This is a genomic window from Arsukibacterium sp. (assembly GCF_033722355.1).
Lineage (GTDB): Bacteria > Pseudomonadota > Gammaproteobacteria > Enterobacterales > Alteromonadaceae > Alishewanella.
The window spans coordinates 1-17,163 of record NZ_JAWVZF010000046.1; the positions used below are offsets into that span (position 1 = coordinate 1).

A 17,163-nucleotide genomic window follows, 5' to 3' on the forward strand; every position below is an offset into this window, starting at 1 on the left:
AGCGACGCTCAATAACAACCGCCTTGATGATGTTCAGGTGATTTTCAGCGCCCAGCCTAAATTTGAAAGCCGGCATCATTTCGGTGGCCGGTTGGTTTTTGCACAAAACGGGGATTTATTTATCACGCTTGGTGATCGTGGTCAACGCCGGGCAGAAGCCCAAACATTCGATACTCACCATGGTAAGGTAGTACGAATAACAACTGACGGTAGTCCTGCTGCTGGGAACCCCTACCTTACGCGCGATAACGCCCTTGCTGACATCTGGTCATATGGCCATCGCAATATTCAGGGCGCGGCTATGCATCCGCAAACCGGTCAGCTCTGGACCCATGAGCACGGTCCACAGGGAGGCGATGAAATAAACATCAGCCGTGCCGACCATAATTATGGCTGGCCCACCATTACTTATGGTGAAGAATATGGTGGCGGTAAAATTGGTAAAACCAGTCAGGATGGAATGCAACAACCGCTTCACTACTGGGTGCCATCAATTGCACCAAGTGGTATGACGTTTTATACCGGTGAACTTTTTAAAGCGTGGCAGCAGGATTTACTGATAGGCTCACTTAAATTTGGTCAGCTTGTCAGACTTGAGCTTGATGGCGAAAAAGTGATTGATGAAGAACGGATCATGATTGGGCAGCGCATTCGTGATGTTCGCCAGGGCCCGGATGGTGCAGTTTATCTGCTGACAGATCAGAAAAATGGTCAGATTTTGCGTTTAACACCAAAAAAATAGAGGAATAGCCTATTGTTTCGTTTTAAATCAGTACTAACCGCCAGTTCGCTGGCGGGTATTTTTCTTGCCGGTAGCAGCTTTGCTGATGATTCAGTTGAAATTATTGTGGTCAGTGCCACCAGCAGTGCCCAGAACTGGTTACAAAGCCCGGCCAGTGTTGATATCAACTGGCCAGCGCAATCAGGATTATTATTCGACAGTGCGCAGTTAATGCAGGGTATAGCCGGCCTGCAAGCAGACAGCCGGGCCAATTTTGCCCAGGATACCCGGTTAAGTGTCCGCGGCTTCGGCAGTCGCAGTCCTTTTGGCATCCGGGGCATCTATTTAGAACAAGATGGCATTCCACTCAGTGCGCCAGATGGTCAGGGCCAGCTTGGCAGTGTGCTGCTTGACAATATAGCCAGTGTGGAAGTACTGCGCGGGCCTTTGGCCGTGTTATATGGCAACGGGGCGGGCGCCGTGATCTCGCTTACCAGCAGGCAATATCATCAAAACGAGCTGACAGGCCAGGTCGCGCTGAGCGAGCAGCACCAGCAGCAGCAAATAAATCTTGCCCTGGGTAATGATAAACACCGGCTGCAACTGGCAGCAAAGCAGTTTAAAACGGCGGGCTACCGGCCACACTCAGCGGCGGCCAAAGACCAGTTGCAATTAAACTGGCAGCGCCATTTAACAGACACGATGCAGTTACACCTGCGTTACGACTGGGCATATGATCCGTACCTGCAGGATCCACTCAGTTTAAGCCCGGCTCAGTGGCGTGAAAATCCAGAGCAGACAATTTCCGCCGCCAGCACCTTTGATACCGAGAAAACCGTACATCAACGGCAAACCAGTATCAGCTTAACTGATGAAGGCATTAATCCCTTCCGGCTCAGTATTTGGCAGGGCGAACGGGCTATTAATCAGCGATTGGCGTTTCCGGGTTCAGCAATCACTTCCGCTGGTGGCGAGATTTTACTTAACCGGCAATATTACGGCGTGAAAGGTCAGTATCAGTTCAACTTGCAGCATAATCTCAGTACCGTTATCGGCGGCAGTGCAGTAAATACTGATGACAGGCGCTTTGGCTACATAAATAATTTTGGCCAGCGTGGCGACTTACGCCGCGATGAGGAAAATTCGGCCAGTAACCTTGATGGCTTTATCAGACTGAACTATCAGGCTAATCCTGATACTATCGTGCATGGTGGTTGGCGTTATACTGATTTAGCCTATCAGATAACAGACTATTTTGTTCAGGGTGAAAACCCGGATGACAGTGGCCAGCGCAATTACTATCAACAGGCTTTCGCCCTCGGCGTAAATCATCAGTTAAATCCAAATCTTGCCTGGTTTGCCAGTGCAGGTAAGGGTTTTGAAACCCCTACCCTGGCTGAGCTGGCCTACAACCCGGTTGACAGTGGTATTAACTTGCAACTTTCAGCCAGCACCAATAAGCAATGGGAAACCGGCCTGAAGTGGCAGGACAGTCGGCAACGGGCCAGTTTCAGCTTATTTAATATCGCAACAACCAATGAAATTATCGCCCAGAACAGTGTTGGCGGTCGCACCAGCTTTGCCAATGCCAGTAAAACTCGCCGACTCGGACTTGAGTTTCAGTGGCATTATCAACTGACTGCACAATGGCGCTCTGAATTGTCCGGCCACCGGCTGAGCGCAGAGTTTGACGATGATCTTAACGATGGCAATCAGTTGCCGGGGGTTGCCGGCACAGAATTACACTGGCAGTTATATTTTACCCCGAAAATGGCAGTGCCGTTGCAGGTCATACTGCAAAGCCATTACCGCAGTAAGGTGTATACCGATGATGAAAACAGCAACGCCGCACCGGCCGCGGTTTATTTCAGTACTATCATTAACAGCGAACAACAGTATCAGCAATGGTACTTTAAGCAGTGGCTGAGCCTTAGTAATCTCACAGATAAAGACTATGTCGGTGCCGTCGTAGTCAATCAGGCTAACGGCAGGTCCTTCGAACCTGCCGCGGGTCGGGAGTTAGCCGCTGGCATTGCGGTCAGTTATCGCTGGTAATAAACAGGGCTAAGGGTTCATCTGCGGATGAACCCTGCTGGACCAGGCTTTTATCGTTGCTTTGACCAGCGATGCCAGTGGGATAGCAAAGAAGATACCCCAGAATCCGAACAAGCCTCCAAAGAACAGCACTGCGATAATAATAAATACCGGATTAAGATCGACGACCTCAGAAAACAATAATGGTACCAGTACATTACCATCCAATGCCTGAATGATCGCGTAAGCCAGCATCAGATAACCGAACTCGGCGGTCAGTCCCCATTGAAACAAAGCAACCAAGGCAATAGGCAAGGTTGCCAGCGCGGCGCCGATATAAGGAACCAGCACAGAAAAACCGACACACACTGCCAGCAGCAAGGCATAGTTCAAATCAAACAAGCTGAACACAACAAAACTGACTGCGCCAACAATCAGGATTTCCAGAATTTTTCCCCGGATATAATTCATTATCTGACCGTTCATTTCATGCCAGACCTGACTAATCAGTTTACGTTCTGTCGGCAGTAACTCGACAAAGCTGGCACTTAACGACTCTTTATCCTTTAACATAAAGAATACCATTACCGGCACCAGAACGAGATAAATCAGCACGGCCACCACATCAAAAATCGAGGCCAGCGACAAAGAAAGAATTTCCCGGCTGAACGTCATCAAACGATCATCTGCCGTCTGGATCATCAAACTGATCTGATCGCCACTGACGACTCCGGGAAACATCGTGGGTAACTCAAGTAAATAACTTTTCCCGGATTCAATCATACTGGGTAAATCTCGTGCCAGATTGCGCCCCTGAGCCCAGGCTGCTGGAATTATTGACATAATTATCAAGGTGATAACAGAAATAAAAGTCACCACGACCACACTGGTGCTAATGGTCCGGCTAAGTCCAAACAGAGTTAAACGGGCAACCGGCCATTCCAGCAGATAGGCAAAAGCAATAGCAACCAAAACGGGCCCCAGCATGCCACTCAGCCAGTATATGGCCAGAAAACCCAGCAATAGTGTTAAAAATAACGTTACTACCTGAGGGTCTGAAAATTTATTGGCATACCACTTTTTTAACCAGTCCAGCATAACGCCGCTCCAACCCTTAATCCATTAACACTTATTACCTAAGTATACCTGACTCAACATAAATTTTGTCGCTAATTCTGTTAGCGTACTGCCAGATTATGCTAAATTATCCCGGTTTCTGAAAACGCGACTGGTTAGCAAAACTCAGTCTGATTCTCAGCAGTAGTGACGCGTTTGCTATTGAACTAAAACGGTAAAATACAGACCAATATTCCAGTTGACGTCAATATCCGACATAATTATCGGGGCAGTATGTTATATAAAGCAGCACAGCAGGGTTTAGTCGCTTGCCTTATCAGTTTCAGCCTGACACTTGGTCCTGTGCAGGCCCAGTCAGGATTGCCTGACATTGGTGGTAATGCTTTTTCCACCATTACCCCCGAAAAAGAAAAACAGCTCGGCGATGTATTAATGCGCCAGACCCGTGGCAGTTTACCGATGGTCTATGACCCACTACTCGACGAGTATCTCAACGATTTGGGAAACCGTCTGGTTGCCCGCGCTAACGATGTTAAATTTCCCTTTAAGTTTTATTGGGTTAATAACAAGCATATTAATGCCTTTGCCACCCTCGGGGGCAATATTGCATCACATACCGGTACCCTGGCAATATCAGAATCTGAAAGTGAATTTGCCTCTGTTATCGCTCATGAAATTGCCCATGTCACGCAACGGCATATTGCCCGTTTTGTTGAAGCTCAGAACCAACGTGCACCGATGTCACTGGCCGCGATGCTGGGTGCCATCGTATTAGCGACAGTTAACCCGGAAGCGGGCATGGCGGCGATGATGGCTACGCAGGGCGCAGCTCAGCAAAGCGCAATAAATTTCACCCGGGGCAACGAGCAGGAAGCAGACAGGATTGGGATGAAAATCCTGGCTGACTCTGGTTTTGACCCTTATGCTGTGCCGGAATTTTTTTACAAACTGACTCAGCAAAGCCGTTTTGTTAATCAGCAACTGGCTTTTTTACAAACGCACCCGCTGTCTCAAGCCAGGGTAAGCGATACCCGGCTCAGAGCTGAGCAGTTTACTAAACGCTATGTGCCGGACAGCCAGGATTATATTTTGACTAAAACCCGGGTATTGGCGCGATATCACTACCCGGTTGAGGAAACCATAGCCATATTTGAACAACGGTTGAGCCAACCCGGTGGCAACACCAAAGCCAACCTTTACGGTCTGGCGATTGCTAAACTGGATAATAGCCAGTTTGCTGAAGCCCAGAAAATCATTGAAGACTTACTGCAGCAAGATCCGCATAATTTATATTATGTTGATGTTTTTACAGATATTCTGCTTGGGCAGAACCTTTTCACCCAGGCACTTGAAATGCTGGAACAAGAATATCTGATAAGGCCGAACAATCAGGTTGTCACCGTCAATTATGCCAACGTTGCGGTAAAAGCCGGCAGCTATCGGCTGGCTGTTCATCTGCTACGCAACTTACTGTACTACAAAAGCGACAATATTCTCGCTTATGATCTGTTATCAGAAGCCTACAAAAAGCTGGAAGATTACCCAAAATATTACGAAGCACGGGCTGATTTATATTATCAGCTGGCGAATTATCCGAAAGCGATTGATGATCTGAATGAAGCGCTAAATCATATCGGAGAAAATTCACGTCTGGAGAATAGACGGGTCGAAGCAAAAAAGCAGCAATTGCAGGCTGAATTCGACCGGCTCAGAAAAATGTAGTCAGCAACAGCTGGCTTAATCAGGTTTAATATTTACGGGAACCCTATGATTACCATTTATCACAATCCCCGCTGCTCAAAAAGCCGCGAAGCATTGGCGTTGCTACAACAGCACAGCGATGAGCCGCTCAATATTGTAGAGTACCTGAAAACTCCACCCACTGCAGCAGAGCTAACGGCGATTCTGGCTAAACTGAACATACCGGCACGTGCCCTGCTTCGCACCTCTGAAGCCGACTATAGCCGGCTGCAATTAGATAACCCTCAGCTTTCTGAGCAACAACTGATTAAAGCGATGAGTGAGTATCCAAAACTTATTGAGCGTCCCATTGTTATTAACGGTGAACGGGCCGCAATTGGCCGGCCGTTAAGTAATGTAAGCGCGATTCTCTGATGAGTGCCCAGGTACTGGTACTTTATTACTCCAGGCATGGCAGTGTCGTCGCACTGGCAGAGAAAATTGCCATTGGCATAACCCAGGCTGGTGCTACTGCAGTTATTCGCAGTATAGCTGGCTTTAACACAAGCCAGCCTGAACGTCACCCCTGCGTCAGCAAAAATGATCTAAGCCGCTGCGATGGCCTGGCATTTGGCAGCCCCGTGCGATTTGGTAACATGGCAGCAGAAGCCAAAGCATTCTGGGACGACACCAGCGACATCTGGCTAAAAGGTGAATTAATCAACAAAGCTGCCGGGGTGTTTACGTCATCTGGTAGTATGCATGGTGGTAATGAAGCAAATTTACTCAGTATGATGCTGCCTTTGCTGCATCATGGTATGGTGTTGATGGGGATACCCTACGCCGAACCTGAATTACACAATACCCAAAGCGGCGGCACACCGTATGGGCCTACGCATGTCAGTGGATTGCAGGGCAATCCTAAGTTGAGCGTGGATGAACAACGGTTGGCAGTCGCATTTGGCAAAAGACTGGCTCAACTGAGCATATCACTGAAATCTGCAGGCTTTGATAAACAATGAACGACACTACAAAGGTGGCCATGGCGCCACGTACCAGAAGATATCTGAGGCTGGCCCGGATTGGTTACTGGGGTTTATGGTTACTTATTCCGCTGTGGCTTTTATGGCTTGCTCCCGCCAGCTATGGTGATGCCAGTGAGATAACAGGAAATAAGTTAATCAGTACTGCCTTACTATGGTTGCCATTATGGTTGCCGATGTATGGCATAGTTAAAGGTCAGGCCTATACTTTCGCCTGGGCTAATTTTATTGTCATGATTTACTTTCTGCACAGTTTAACCAACTTGTGGGTTAGCTCAGGCACCTATCAGTTATTGGCGGGTATTGAACTGGTGTTTGCTTCAGTAATGTTTATTGGCTGCACCTACTACGCAAGGTATCGCGGTATTGAGCTGGGACTGAAAATTCCGAAGCTGAAAGATGACCCCAGGCGTTAACTGCCATTTAGTTTACTAGTCCGGCTGTTTCACCAAGATAACGACGAAGCTGCCGGCTGATAAATTTGCTTTCCAGCAAAGTATTCAGTCCTGCGATCAGCCTGACAGCAAGCTCAGGGTGGAAGCGGCTAATAGCACAGTACACAGAGGGAGGTGTCGACCAGATAGGATCGGCATTAAAATGTCCCGGGCCGCCGTTATTTATAAAAAAATAATACGACAGGTCAACACTCATTACGACATCAAGTCGCCCTTGCTCCAGCCTCTTCAAATTGCGCTGCAATGAGTTGGCGTCGTCACGGATCACATCACCCAAGGCGAATACCTGTTCAAGTTCCGGGTAAGTGAAGCCCCGGGTCGTCCCTACTCTTTTACCGGCTAAATCTGCTAAACCTTTTATCGGTGGGCTATCTGCACGGCGTATAAACAATTGCTGGGTGGCAAACAGTGGCGGGCTCCATAGATAAAGCGAGGGTTCTGCCACCCAATCCGGGTTAAGAAAACAGGCAATATCTGCCTGCCCTGTTTCAAGCCAGCTTTCTATCCGTGCTCTGGGTAAGTCGAGGTACTGTATATTTAGCTGACTAACCTGTGACAGGGCATCCAGAATATCTTTACTTAAGCCCGCGCTGAGCGCGCCAGACTCATCAAAAATGGCATAAGGTGGGGTATTACTGTCGCTGACCACCGCCCGCAACATTGTTATTTCACTGGCCGCAGCGGTGCTGGTAATAACAAAGAGCAGGCAGAGCCGCCCGAAACCTTGTCGTAACATCTTTACCATTACTACCTCTGAGCATTCGCTCCGATTATGGCTTACTCATTTAATCTAACACGCTTTGTTAAAATAGCCAGCACCGTACCATACAGAAAACTTCGTCAGCTTCCGATCTGATAACCATCAGCCACCGTAACTAAAACATGATTGATAACTCACATACATTGAATGGCAGTATGAGTAAACAACTAGCATTATTTCCATTAAGCAGCTTTATTTTACCTGGCGGTAAAATGCGGCTACGGGTATTTGAAAAGCGATATGTACGGCTGGTAAAAGACGCCAGCCTCGGTAAACGTAGCTTTGCAATGGCATTGCTGAACCCGTTTGTTACCCGGCAACACCGTGACCGGATCCTGCCCCTGGCAACTGAAGCGGTTATTGATGACTTTGAGCAGCTACCCGAAGGTTTACTGGGTATTACCGTTCGCGGGGTTACGCGGGTGGAAATTACCAACCGATGGCAGGAAGACGATGGGTTAAATGTGGCACAGGTTACCGAACTGCGCAGCTGGCCCGCGATCAGACTCAGCGAGCGATACAGTGATTTAGCCAGCTCTTTGCTGCAATTGCTCGCCGCTTACCCTCAGCTGCAACAACTGTACCCGCAACCAGAACTCGACAATGCCAGCTGGCTGGCATCACGCTGGCTGGAGCTGATGCCAATGCAACCCGGATTAAAGCAAAAGCTATCTGCCGAGCATGACCCGCTAACCTGTCTGGAGAGCCTACAAAACTGGCTTGAACATAACGCTTAAGCCAGCCCTTCGCCAGTAAGCTGAGACAGCTTACTACTCAATGCCCAGATACTTGTGCACTTGAACACTTAGCCGCCAGTTATATTTTTTACAGTAGGCAATTGCCAATGCCGTTGCTTTTGCCTGTTGACTAATGGGCTGCAGATAAATCAGCTTGTTGCTGACATCAGTCTGCGCCAGTAGCTGTTGTAACTGCTCAATGTGTTTGTCCATCGCCACCGGATGCTTAATCTCATCAGAGCGGTCCAGCGCACTTTGCAATACCTTATAACCGCCCTTCATATTTATTTTTGGTGAAACGGTAACCCAGCTCTTAGCAGGAACCTGAATATCGAAAGTGCCGCTGGTTTCAATCTGCGTCTGGTAGCCGGCATTATGCAGCGTGTTGCAAAGCGGATTTAAATCATACATGCATGGCTCGCCGCCCGTGATCACCACATGTTTCGCCTGATAGCCCTTTTCCCGGAATAACAGCAGGAGTTGCTCAGCAGTGAATGTTGCCCATTGTTCGGTCTCTGCCGATTTGCTCATCAGGGTAGCTGGCGCAACCTGCAAATCAGGGTTAACCGTCCAGGTATGTTTAGTGTCACACCAGGCACAACCGACCGGACAGCCCTGTAACCGGATAAAAATAGAAGGCACCCCGGTATAGCTGCCCTCGCCCTGAATGGTTTCAAAAATTTCGTTAACCTTATACAACAAGCCGCGGTTTCCTTTAAGACAAGCAGGTGATCTGACAGCGATGTTCAAGTACAATGCGCGGCCAGTTTGCCCGCTATTATACAGAGAGAGACAGAGATGAGCCAAAAAGTTGTGGTTATTTATTCTGGTGGTATGGATTCATTTACTGTCCTGCATAAAGCCATCGCCGCTGGTCATGATGTTTACGCCCTATCATTTAACTATGGTCAGCGCCATGTCAAAGAGCTGATATGCGCCGCCGATGTATGCAAAGAGTTAAATATTAATCATAAAATTGTAGATATTTCAGCTATTAACCAACTCATCAGTGGCTCATCGCTCACCAGTGACATCGATGTACCGGAAGGCCATTATGCCGCCGACAATATGAAGTCGACCGTGGTGCCTAACCGCAATATGATTTTGTTATCTCTGGCTGTCGGCTACGCCGACTCAATTGGTGCCCGCGCTGTGTATTATGGTGCACATTCAGGTGATCACTTTATCTATCCGGATTGCCGGCCGGAATTCGTCCAGAAAATGAATGATGTTTGCCAGATAGCCAATTACCAACCGGTGGATATTATCAGCCCCTACCTGTTTCAGACGAAAATTGAAATTTTAGCCGACGGCCTGGCAATGGGGCTTGATTACAGCAAAACCTGGACCTGTTATAACGGCCGCACTAAAGCCTGTGGTAAATGTGGGTCCTGTCAGGAGCGCTTAGAGGCTTTCAGTCTGAATCATGCTACCGATCCACTGGCTTATGAATAAGTATTTTAACTGATCCAGAACCAGGCGTTATAACATATAGAAAAGCGGCCTTGTGGCTGCTTTTGTTGGCTTTATAATGGCTTAACTTTTTACTGGCTGTACCAACTATTCTCTGGTGGTAAATAATGTTCACATTCTGGTTTGCAATTCCGTTCTGGCAACGGGTGCTCGGTGGTTTGGTGTTGGGAGTGCTCGCAGGCGTTGTACTGGGTGAAACCGCCACCGCATTAAAACCCCTGGGTACGCTGTTTATAAATGCCATCAGAATGCTGGTAGTGCCACTGGTGTTTTTTGCGCTTATTACCAGTATCACCTCGCTTGCCGATAACCAGAAAATGGGCCGGCTGGCCGCTAAAACCATTGGTTTGTTTTTATTTACCGCGCTGATAGCCAGTTTAATTGGCTTGACCATCGGCAGTTTCATGAACTGGGGTGACGCCCTGCAACTGACTGCCAGCGAGGTGCGTGAGCGCACTATTCCGCCAGTGGCTGAGGTGATTACTAATCTTATTCCGACCAATCCGGTTGCTGCGCTGGTCAACGGTAATGTCCTGCAGATTATCGTGTTTGCCAGTCTGGTCGGCATCGCCATTAATGCGATTGGTGAAAAAGCGGAGCCAATGAAAAAGGTCGTGCAAAGCGGCGCAGAGATTATGTTTCAAATCACCCGTATGGTAATGCAGTTAACCCCAATCGGGGTTTTTGGTCTTATGGCCTGGGCGGTCGGCAGTTTTGGTTTGGCTACCCTGCTCCCGTTAGCCAAGTTTATTGCTGCAGTTTATCTGGCGTGCATTATTCATATCGTACTGGTCTATGGCGGTATGGTTAAACTGTTTGGTGGTATCGGTATGCGGGCATTTTTTAAAGCCATCTTGCCTGCGCAACTGGTGGCTTACAGCAGCGCCAGCAGTTACGGTACCCTGCCAGTCAGTTACAAAGTGGTAACAGAAGATCTGAGAGTATCAAAAAGCTATGCCAGTTTTGTGCTGCCGCTGGGAGCCACGATTAATATGGATGGTTGCGGCGGTATTTTTCCGGCCATTGCTGCGATTTTTATTGCCCATATATATGGTATTCCGCTCGATACTGTTGATTATGTTCTGATTGCCGGCACTGCTACGCTGGCCTCGCTTGGTACCGCAGGCGTCCCTGGTACTGCCATGGTCATGTTAACAGTTACCTTAAGTGTTGTCGGGTTACCGCTTGAAGGGATCGCCTTTATTGCAGCGGTAGACAGAATCATCGATATGATGCGCACCGCCACTAATGTCACTGGCGATACCATGGTCGCGTTAGTAGTGGGACGCTCAGAAGGCTTAGTCTCCGGGCCGGAGGCAGCTGAGCCTGCATCGGTCAGCCGCTGAATGTAAACTTAGCTGCAACAGCGCAGCCTGAGTGCGGTCTCACCGCCTCAGGCTGCTAATGCTGCTAATGCTGCTTAAACGCTGAACAAACGTGAGTGCAACTGTTTTACCACTCCCGGCGCATCGGCATCCTGCACCAGAAAGCACAGATTATGTTTTGATGCACCATGGCAAATCAACCGCATATTAATCCGCTCAAGGGTTTGAAACAATTCACCGGTAATGCCCTTGCTGCTGTGCAGATGGTTGCCGATAACTGCAACCAGGCTTAACCCCTGCTCCACCACGACTTCACAGAAGGTTCTGAGTTCAAGTAGTGCCGGCTCTATCGCATGACTAAAAGCACTGGTCATGCCGCCTTCATCGAGTGTTAGCGCAACGCTGATCTCAGACGTCGTTACTAAATCAACTGAAATCTGATAACGGCTTAAAATATCAAACACCCGGGCTAAAAAGCCGGCAGCATGCAGCATATCCGGGCTTTTTACTGTGATCAGGGTTTGTGATTTACGTAAGGCAATAGCCCGATAGGGCGGACGCTGCTTAACTTCTCTTGCAATCCAGGTTCCGCCTGCTTCCGGCTCACGGCTGGAGCCGACAAAGACGCCGATATTACGCCGCATCGCCGGAATAAGCGTGGCCGGATGCAGCACTTTAGCGCCAAAAGTGGCCATTTCAGCCGCTTCATCAAAGCTGATCTCAGCAATACAACGCGCCTGCTCGGTTAAACGGGGATCCGTGGTGAAAATTCCGACGACATCGGTCCAGATTTGCACGGTATCCGCTTGTAACGCTTCTGCCAGCAGGGCCGCACTGTAATCAGAACCGCCACGCCCCAGCGTGGTTGTCTGTTCGAACTCATCCTGGCCGATAAAGCCCTGGGTAACAATCCGCTGCTCACTAAGTAACGGTGCTAAATGAACTTCAGCCAGCTCAGCAATCTGTTTTATCTGTGGCTCAGCCCGGCCAAACCGGCTATCGGTTCGCATAATCCGGCGGATATCGAAACAGTGGGTAGCCGCGCCCCGCTCACGCAATACCTGACTAAACAAAGCCGAACTTAGACGCTCGCCAAATGACTGAATTAAATCTTTATTAGCACTGCTGTATACCGCTGCGCCATTTTCAATCAGGGCTTTTAATTCACCGAGTAATAACTCAATCGACTGTGCAACCTGTTCGGGCTGAGCCAGCCGGTTAAGGACGGCCAGCGTAATGGCTTCAATACCGGCATAAGCGTCATATCGCTCAGTGACATTAATGGTTTTGGTAATTTCAACTAATAAATTGGTCACGCCAGAGCTGGCACTGACCACGATGACCCGAATGGCATCGTTAGCCAGCACAATATCAGCACAACGAACCATGGCATCAAAATCAGCGACACTGGTGCCACCGAATTTGGCAATAATGAGATTGGACAAGGGTGTCTCTCCTTACAAATAAAATAAGCAGAGCATGGCTTTTGCTAATTGCAGCAAAACGGCAACACTAACAGACCGTTGCTATCGATAACAAAGGCCAGAAGCTCTCCACCGAACAAACAGGTGACAGTCGGCAGGATTCAGCCTGCCCGACCGAAAGCACACACACTATATCGTGTCCTTTCTCGGCGTTAATCCCCCTCGCCCGCGCTGCGAAGTATAGTCTTCTGTCACGGGTTACCTGGTTAACGCGCCTCTTCTGGTCTATCAGATATGATTGACGGCGGCCACTTTACCTCGTCAGCCGCCGGATAGCAATAGCCTTTTAGCCGTCTATCAGCTTCGCGCACGTCTACCGATTTTTCATCGGTTATTTTGCACAGCATGATAACAGCTATAACTGAATAGTGCCTTAGCTGGAATCACTTTAATTAACTGTAATGGTTGTTAATATGCTTAATCAGTTCAATAAAGGCATCCATGTCTTTCTCATTCTGGGCATCACTGTGCCACTTATGGTGAAAGCCCAGGGTTAGTTGGACTTTGGCTGACTGAAAATACACTTCGTAACCATCAAAGCCCTGACTAACAGTCAGCCCGTCCAGGGTAAAGCCCGCACCATGGTCGGTATCAACAGATTTGCCATGTTTTTCTACTTTGGCGTAAACATTTAAAAGTAATTTACCATCAAGTTCGTTATGCATAATCAGTCCGTTTTAACGCTGTCGTCAGGTTCGTGCATTAGCATAGCAGCTAAAAGCCATTGGTTTGATGAGTTTACGCAATGCAGGTATAGTACGGATGTTTTATTAGGAGAAAAAAATGCAAAAGACCCTGATTGCCGCTGTGCTGTTAGTCAGCCTGGGCGCAAGCGCCAATATTGTTCAGGACGCACCGCTGGTTTCTATCGCGACCCATGATGCTTTTTTTAATCACATCAAAGCGCTGTGCGGCAAAGCCTTCGCCGGTAAGATTGCAATCGATAATCCACCCGCCCCGGGGTTTGACGGTGAGCTGATTATGCACGTCAGAAAATGTACCGATAGTCAGCTGCAAATTCCGTTTCATGTCGGCGATAATCATTCCCGCACCTGGATCATATCTAAAACGGGCTCTGGCCTTACCCTGAAGCATGACCACCGTAATGCCGATGGCAGCCATGATGAGCAAACCATGTATGGCGGTCAGACACTCGATGCGGGCTGGGCTAACGTCCAGTCGTTTCCTGCCGATCAATATTCAAAAGCGCTGTTTACCGAACGCGGTATTCCGCAGTCAAATACCAATATCTGGCAAATGTTTATCTATCCGGAAAAATTCAGCTACCGGCTTATCCGGGAAGGCCGCGAATTCCGGGTTGATTTTGACCTGACCCAGACGGTGGCGTTACCACCGGTGCCCTGGGGCTATGCTGACTAAAAACTGTAATTAATATAACGATAAACAACCTTCAATAACTGGAGCCACTATGAAAACGTCTGTAAAGTTTTCACCACTTGTTATGATCATGGCGGGCGCGCTGACCCTCAGCGCCTGCTCCAAACAGCCGGCAGAGCCTGCCAGCAACAGTCAGACTGACGCAGAACCAAACACTGAACTGGTCGATACTGAATTTAACCCACGTTTAACTGAATATATTAAAACGCTGGCCTCAGATGAATTTCAGGGCCGCGCGCCGGCAACGAAAGGCGAAGAGCTGACTGTAGCCTATCTGGAAGAACATTTTCGCCGGATTGGCTTAAAACCTATCGACGGCGATAGCTATAAGCAGCCGGTGTCGCTGGTACAAATCGATCCGAAACAAGTCTCTGATATGACATTAACGGGTGAAAACCTGCCAGAGAGCTTTAAATATCGGGATGAGATGATTGCCTGGACCACCCGGGTTACCGAGCAGGTAACCGTTGAAGACAGCGAAATGGTCTTTGTCGGTTACGGTATTGTTGCGCCCGAATATAACTGGAACGATTACGAAGGTCTTGATGTAAAAGGCAAAACCGTCGTGATGTTTGTTAATGACCCGGGTTATGCTACCCAAGATCCGGAATTGTTTAATGGCAATGCCATGACCTATTACGGCCGCTGGACTTATAAATTTGAAGAAGCGGCCCGACAGGGCGCGGCGATGGCACTGATCATTCATGAAACTGCTCCTGCCAGTTATGGCTGGGGCGTAGTGGCTCATGGCTCGCCGATCAAATTTGATCTGGTTAACGAAAATAAAAATATGGACAGGGCAAAAGTAGAAGGCTGGTTAACAACTGAATCTGCTGAAAAACTGTTCGCCAATGCCGGCACTGATCTGACGACGATGCATAGAAAGGCGCTTGAACCGGATTTCAGTCCGGTACCACTCAATGCCAAAGCATCGGTGACTGTAAATAATAACCTGCGCGAACTGACCTCCAGCAACGTTATTGGTTACATTGAAGGCAGTAAATATCCTGATGAATATGTGCTTTACATGGCTCACTGGGATCATTTGGGCATGGATTTTTCCAACCCGGAGAATAAAGTATTTAATGGTGCCCAGGATAATGCCAGTGGCACCGGCGCTGTTATTGCCCTGGCTGAGTATTTTGCCAGCCAGCCACAGCCAGAGCGCTCGGTGGTATTTGCGTTAGTGACTGCTGAAGAGCGTGGCTTACTGGGTTCTGCCTGGTATGCAGCTAATCCGGTTTTTCCACTGGAGAAAACCGTTGCTGCCATTAATATGGATGTAATGAATGTGTATGGCCCGATGAAAGATATGGTGATTGTTGGCCTGGGTAATACGGAGGTAGAACAATTGCTGGTGAAATATACTGAGCAGCAGGGGCGCTACGCTGTAAAAGAGCCAAATCCGGAAGCCGGTATTGCCTATCGTTCTGATCACTTTAATCTGTCGAAAAAAGGCGTACCTATTCTGTACGCCAAAGGCGGTAATGATCATTATCAGCATGGCGCTGAATGGGGCGCAGCCCAGCGCGCTGAATTTAACCGCTGCTGCTATCATAAAGTGCAGGATGAATGGCGCGATGATTTCGATTTACGCGGTGCCCAGCAGGATTTATTCCTGTATTACCGGGTAGGCAACGAACTGGCAAACAGCCGGCAATGGCCAAACTGGTATCAGGGTAACGAATTCCGGGCTATCCGCGACGCTTCTGCCGCAGCCCGGCAGTAAGCCAGCATCATTTTATATGCAGTCAGCAAAGGCAGCCTCCGGGCTGCCTTTTTTGCTCGCGGCAAAAACGCTGAGCCATGACTGAAACGACTTACTGGTGAATTCAGAATTTATTCAGTTAGACTAAACTACAGTTACAATTATTGTTGGCCAAGAATAACTTAGCTGGCCGGTTCCGTTGGATATACTATGAAGCGTTTTTTAAAAGCTCTGCTGATATTCATTATCGGTTTACCGGTATTAGCAGCCTTTGGTTACTGGTATCTGCAGCAACAAATTGCTGACGCGGGGATCAGTGATCTGCAGCTGGACGTCAGCAGATTAACGGTGCGTAGCGCATCGCTAGCCAGTCTGCGTTTTCAGTTGCAGCAAAACGGTGCCCGGCACCAGGTGGAGTTGCAAAATGTCGAGCTTAAGTGGCAATGGCCAGCTGCTTTTAAGCCGGCTTTGCAACAAATCAGCTTTGGCCCCGCTGATATAACACTTGATCAGCCCGCTGGATCCTCCACTGCTGCAGACAGCCCGTTGACGCTGCCCGCCACCTGGCACCTGCCAGACTGGCTGCCAAAACATATTCAGCTAACCGATACCCGGCTTCGCTTGCCCTGCCCTGCAGGTCAGTGTCAGCTAATGGTAAACGGCTATCTGAAGTATGACGATAATCCGCCCCTGGCAGCAAGCACAGAGACTCGCAGTGACACACCAGGTGTCCCGGTCAGCGGGCAGCCTGAAGCAGACAATTCTGCTTACTGGCAAAGCCGGCTGACACTAAGCCCCCAGTTTGGTTCTGTCGGCTCTTTAAATGACACCAGCGCCGCCTCCGCAAATATTATCGTTGATGCCAGATATCAGCCAGCACCCGAGCCGGCCCTGCAATTAACACTACAGCAGGAAAACCAGCTTGGGGTGAGTATCAGGCAGCAACTTAACCCGGCAAGCGGACAGGCAGTAACTGAGATTGTGTTAGCGCTCTCCCCGCCATCCTCTGCCAATCAGACTGTGCTACAAAAATGGGGAGTTAACCTGCCAGCAAGCTGGCTGACTCAGTTTCAGCAACCGGTGCAACTTTACAGCAAGTTACATTGGCAAGTACCGGCGAATGGCGATCTGAGTAGCTTATTCAGCAGCCATGATATTGAGGCGATGCTGATTGCCCGGGCGCCGGATCCATTTTATCTGCCAGCGCTCGGGCTAATTCAGGGCGAGTTAAATGGTGAGCTACGCCTTAAGAACCAGCGTGTTGAACG

The 17,163-nt window shown here is 48.8% G+C and carries 17 protein-coding genes and 1 riboswitch; of the genes, 12 read left to right on the forward strand and 5 right to left on the reverse strand.

The window, feature by feature from the left end; genetic code table 11:
* Both R3177_RS06460 and R3177_RS06465 read left to right on the forward strand, forming a co-directional pair.
* On the forward strand, positions 1–742 hold a 742-nt coding region (locus R3177_RS06460; RefSeq protein WP_318970223.1), incomplete at its 5' end, for a PQQ-dependent sugar dehydrogenase.
* A 12-nt stretch (positions 743–754) separates the two neighbouring features.
* The gene (locus R3177_RS06465) at positions 755–2,776 is read left to right on the forward strand and encodes a TonB-dependent receptor family protein (RefSeq protein WP_318970224.1); all 2,022 of its coding nucleotides are present in this window, start codon (positions 755–757) and stop codon (positions 2,774–2,776) included.
* A 9-nt stretch (positions 2,777–2,785) separates the two neighbouring features.
* Here R3177_RS06465 and R3177_RS06470 read toward each other — a convergent pair whose 3' ends face one another.
* The gene (locus R3177_RS06470) at positions 2,786–3,853 is read right to left on the reverse strand and encodes an AI-2E family transporter (protein WP_318970225.1); all 1,068 of its coding nucleotides are present in this window, start codon (positions 3,851–3,853) and stop codon (positions 2,786–2,788) included.
* 252 nt (positions 3,854–4,105) lie between these two features.
* On the opposite strand from R3177_RS06470, the gene R3177_RS06475 reads away from it, so the two are divergent.
* Genes R3177_RS06475 through R3177_RS06490 form a run of 4 tightly spaced genes read left to right on the forward strand, consistent with a single transcriptional unit; the run spans position 4,106 to position 6,971 of the window.
* Entirely contained in the window at positions 4,106–5,554 is a 1,449-nt protein-coding gene (locus R3177_RS06475; RefSeq protein ID WP_318970226.1) for a M48 family metalloprotease, read from the forward strand.
* A 45-nt stretch (positions 5,555–5,599) separates the two neighbouring features.
* Positions 5,600–5,947, forward strand: coding sequence for an arsenate reductase (glutaredoxin) (gene arsC, locus R3177_RS06480; protein WP_318970227.1), 348 nt, complete (start codon positions 5,600–5,602; stop codon positions 5,945–5,947).
* Positions 5,947–6,534 carry an NAD(P)H:quinone oxidoreductase gene (wrbA, locus tag R3177_RS06485; RefSeq protein WP_318970228.1) on the forward strand — a complete coding sequence of 196 codons (588 nt, stop codon included), beginning with the start codon at positions 5,947–5,949 and terminating at the stop codon, positions 6,532–6,534. The genes arsC and wrbA overlap by 1 nt, the downstream gene beginning before the upstream one ends.
* Positions 6,531–6,971, forward strand: a complete 441-nt coding sequence (locus R3177_RS06490) for a DUF2069 domain-containing protein (protein ID WP_413229074.1) — start codon at positions 6,531–6,533, stop codon at positions 6,969–6,971. Before wrbA ends, R3177_RS06490 begins: the two co-directional genes overlap by 4 nt.
* A gap of 7 nt (positions 6,972–6,978) precedes the next feature.
* On the opposite strand, the gene R3177_RS06495 is transcribed toward R3177_RS06490, so the two are convergent.
* A complete protein-coding gene (locus R3177_RS06495; RefSeq protein ID WP_318970229.1) occupies positions 6,979–7,755 on the reverse strand; it encodes a transporter substrate-binding domain-containing protein in 777 nt (258 codons plus the stop codon).
* 170 nt (positions 7,756–7,925) lie between these two features.
* On the opposite strand from R3177_RS06495, the gene R3177_RS06500 reads away from it, so the two are divergent.
* Complete coding sequence (locus R3177_RS06500) at positions 7,926–8,507, forward strand: LON peptidase substrate-binding domain-containing protein (RefSeq protein WP_318970230.1); 582 nt, start codon at positions 7,926–7,928, stop codon at positions 8,505–8,507.
* Between the two features lie 33 nt (positions 8,508–8,540).
* On the opposite strand, the gene queE is transcribed toward R3177_RS06500, so the two are convergent.
* Complete coding sequence (gene queE / locus R3177_RS06505) at positions 8,541–9,209, reverse strand: 7-carboxy-7-deazaguanine synthase QueE (RefSeq protein WP_318970231.1); 669 nt, start codon at positions 9,207–9,209, stop codon at positions 8,541–8,543.
* A 96-nt stretch (positions 9,210–9,305) separates the two neighbouring features.
* Between queE and queC the strand changes: the two genes are divergently transcribed.
* Together queC and R3177_RS06515 are read left to right on the forward strand one after the other, a co-directional pair.
* The gene (gene queC, locus R3177_RS06510) at positions 9,306–9,962 is read left to right on the forward strand and encodes a 7-cyano-7-deazaguanine synthase QueC (protein ID WP_318970232.1); all 657 of its coding nucleotides are present in this window, start codon (positions 9,306–9,308) and stop codon (positions 9,960–9,962) included.
* A gap of 125 nt (positions 9,963–10,087) precedes the next feature.
* Positions 10,088–11,326, forward strand: coding sequence for a dicarboxylate/amino acid:cation symporter (locus R3177_RS06515; RefSeq protein WP_318970233.1), 1,239 nt, complete (start codon positions 10,088–10,090; stop codon positions 11,324–11,326).
* Between the two features lie 74 nt (positions 11,327–11,400).
* On the opposite strand, the gene lysC is transcribed toward R3177_RS06515, so the two are convergent.
* Positions 11,401–12,750, reverse strand: coding sequence for a lysine-sensitive aspartokinase 3 (gene lysC, locus R3177_RS06520; RefSeq protein WP_318970234.1), 1,350 nt, complete (start codon positions 12,748–12,750; stop codon positions 11,401–11,403).
* A 93-nt stretch (positions 12,751–12,843) separates the two neighbouring features.
* Positions 12,844–13,017, reverse strand: a riboswitch (Lysine riboswitch).
* A 164-nt stretch (positions 13,018–13,181) separates the two neighbouring features.
* Positions 13,182–13,454 carry a DUF3081 family protein gene (locus R3177_RS06525; RefSeq protein ID WP_318970235.1) on the reverse strand — a complete coding sequence of 91 codons (273 nt, stop codon included), beginning with the start codon at positions 13,452–13,454 and terminating at the stop codon, positions 13,182–13,184.
* 118 nt (positions 13,455–13,572) lie between these two features.
* Here R3177_RS06525 and R3177_RS06530 point away from each other — a divergent pair, with 118 nt between their 5' ends.
* The 3 genes from R3177_RS06530 to R3177_RS06540 all read left to right on the forward strand — a co-directional run.
* Entirely contained in the window at positions 13,573–14,169 is a 597-nt protein-coding gene (locus R3177_RS06530) for a hypothetical protein (protein WP_318970236.1), read from the forward strand.
* A gap of 49 nt (positions 14,170–14,218) precedes the next feature.
* On the forward strand, positions 14,219–15,916 hold the full coding sequence (locus R3177_RS06535) for a M28 family metallopeptidase (RefSeq protein ID WP_318970237.1): 1,698 nt from the start codon (positions 14,219–14,221) through the stop codon (positions 15,914–15,916).
* A gap of 189 nt (positions 15,917–16,105) precedes the next feature.
* Positions 16,106–17,163: hypothetical protein (locus tag R3177_RS06540; protein WP_318970238.1), on the forward strand; the 1,058-nt coding region annotated here is incomplete at its 3' end.

Bases quoted from the DNA above. Each gene is read 5' to 3' on its own strand.
- R3177_RS06470 (WP_318970225.1), bottom strand. From the start codon at position 3,853: ATGCTGGACTGGTTAAAAAAGTGGTATGCCAATAAATTTTCAGACCCT.
- R3177_RS06475 (WP_318970226.1), top strand. From the start codon at position 4,106: ATGTTATATAAAGCAGCACAGCAGGGTTTAGTCGCTTGCCTTATCAGT.
- arsC (WP_318970227.1), top strand. From the start codon at position 5,600: ATGATTACCATTTATCACAATCCCCGCTGCTCAAAAAGCCGCGAAGCA.
- wrbA (WP_318970228.1), top strand. From the start codon at position 5,947: ATGAGTGCCCAGGTACTGGTACTTTATTACTCCAGGCATGGCAGTGTC.
- R3177_RS06490 (WP_413229074.1), top strand. From the start codon at position 6,531: ATGAACGACACTACAAAGGTGGCCATGGCGCCACGTACCAGAAGATAT.
- R3177_RS06495 (WP_318970229.1), bottom strand. From the start codon at position 7,755: ATGGTAAAGATGTTACGACAAGGTTTCGGGCGGCTCTGCCTGCTCTTT.
- R3177_RS06500 (WP_318970230.1), top strand. From the start codon at position 7,926: ATGAGTAAACAACTAGCATTATTTCCATTAAGCAGCTTTATTTTACCT.
- queC (WP_318970232.1), top strand. From the start codon at position 9,306: ATGAGCCAAAAAGTTGTGGTTATTTATTCTGGTGGTATGGATTCATTT.
- R3177_RS06515 (WP_318970233.1), top strand. From the start codon at position 10,088: ATGTTCACATTCTGGTTTGCAATTCCGTTCTGGCAACGGGTGCTCGGT.
- R3177_RS06525 (WP_318970235.1), bottom strand. From the start codon at position 13,454: ATGCATAACGAACTTGATGGTAAATTACTTTTAAATGTTTACGCCAAA.
- R3177_RS06530 (WP_318970236.1), top strand. From the start codon at position 13,573: ATGCAAAAGACCCTGATTGCCGCTGTGCTGTTAGTCAGCCTGGGCGCA.
- R3177_RS06535 (WP_318970237.1), top strand. From the start codon at position 14,219: ATGAAAACGTCTGTAAAGTTTTCACCACTTGTTATGATCATGGCGGGC.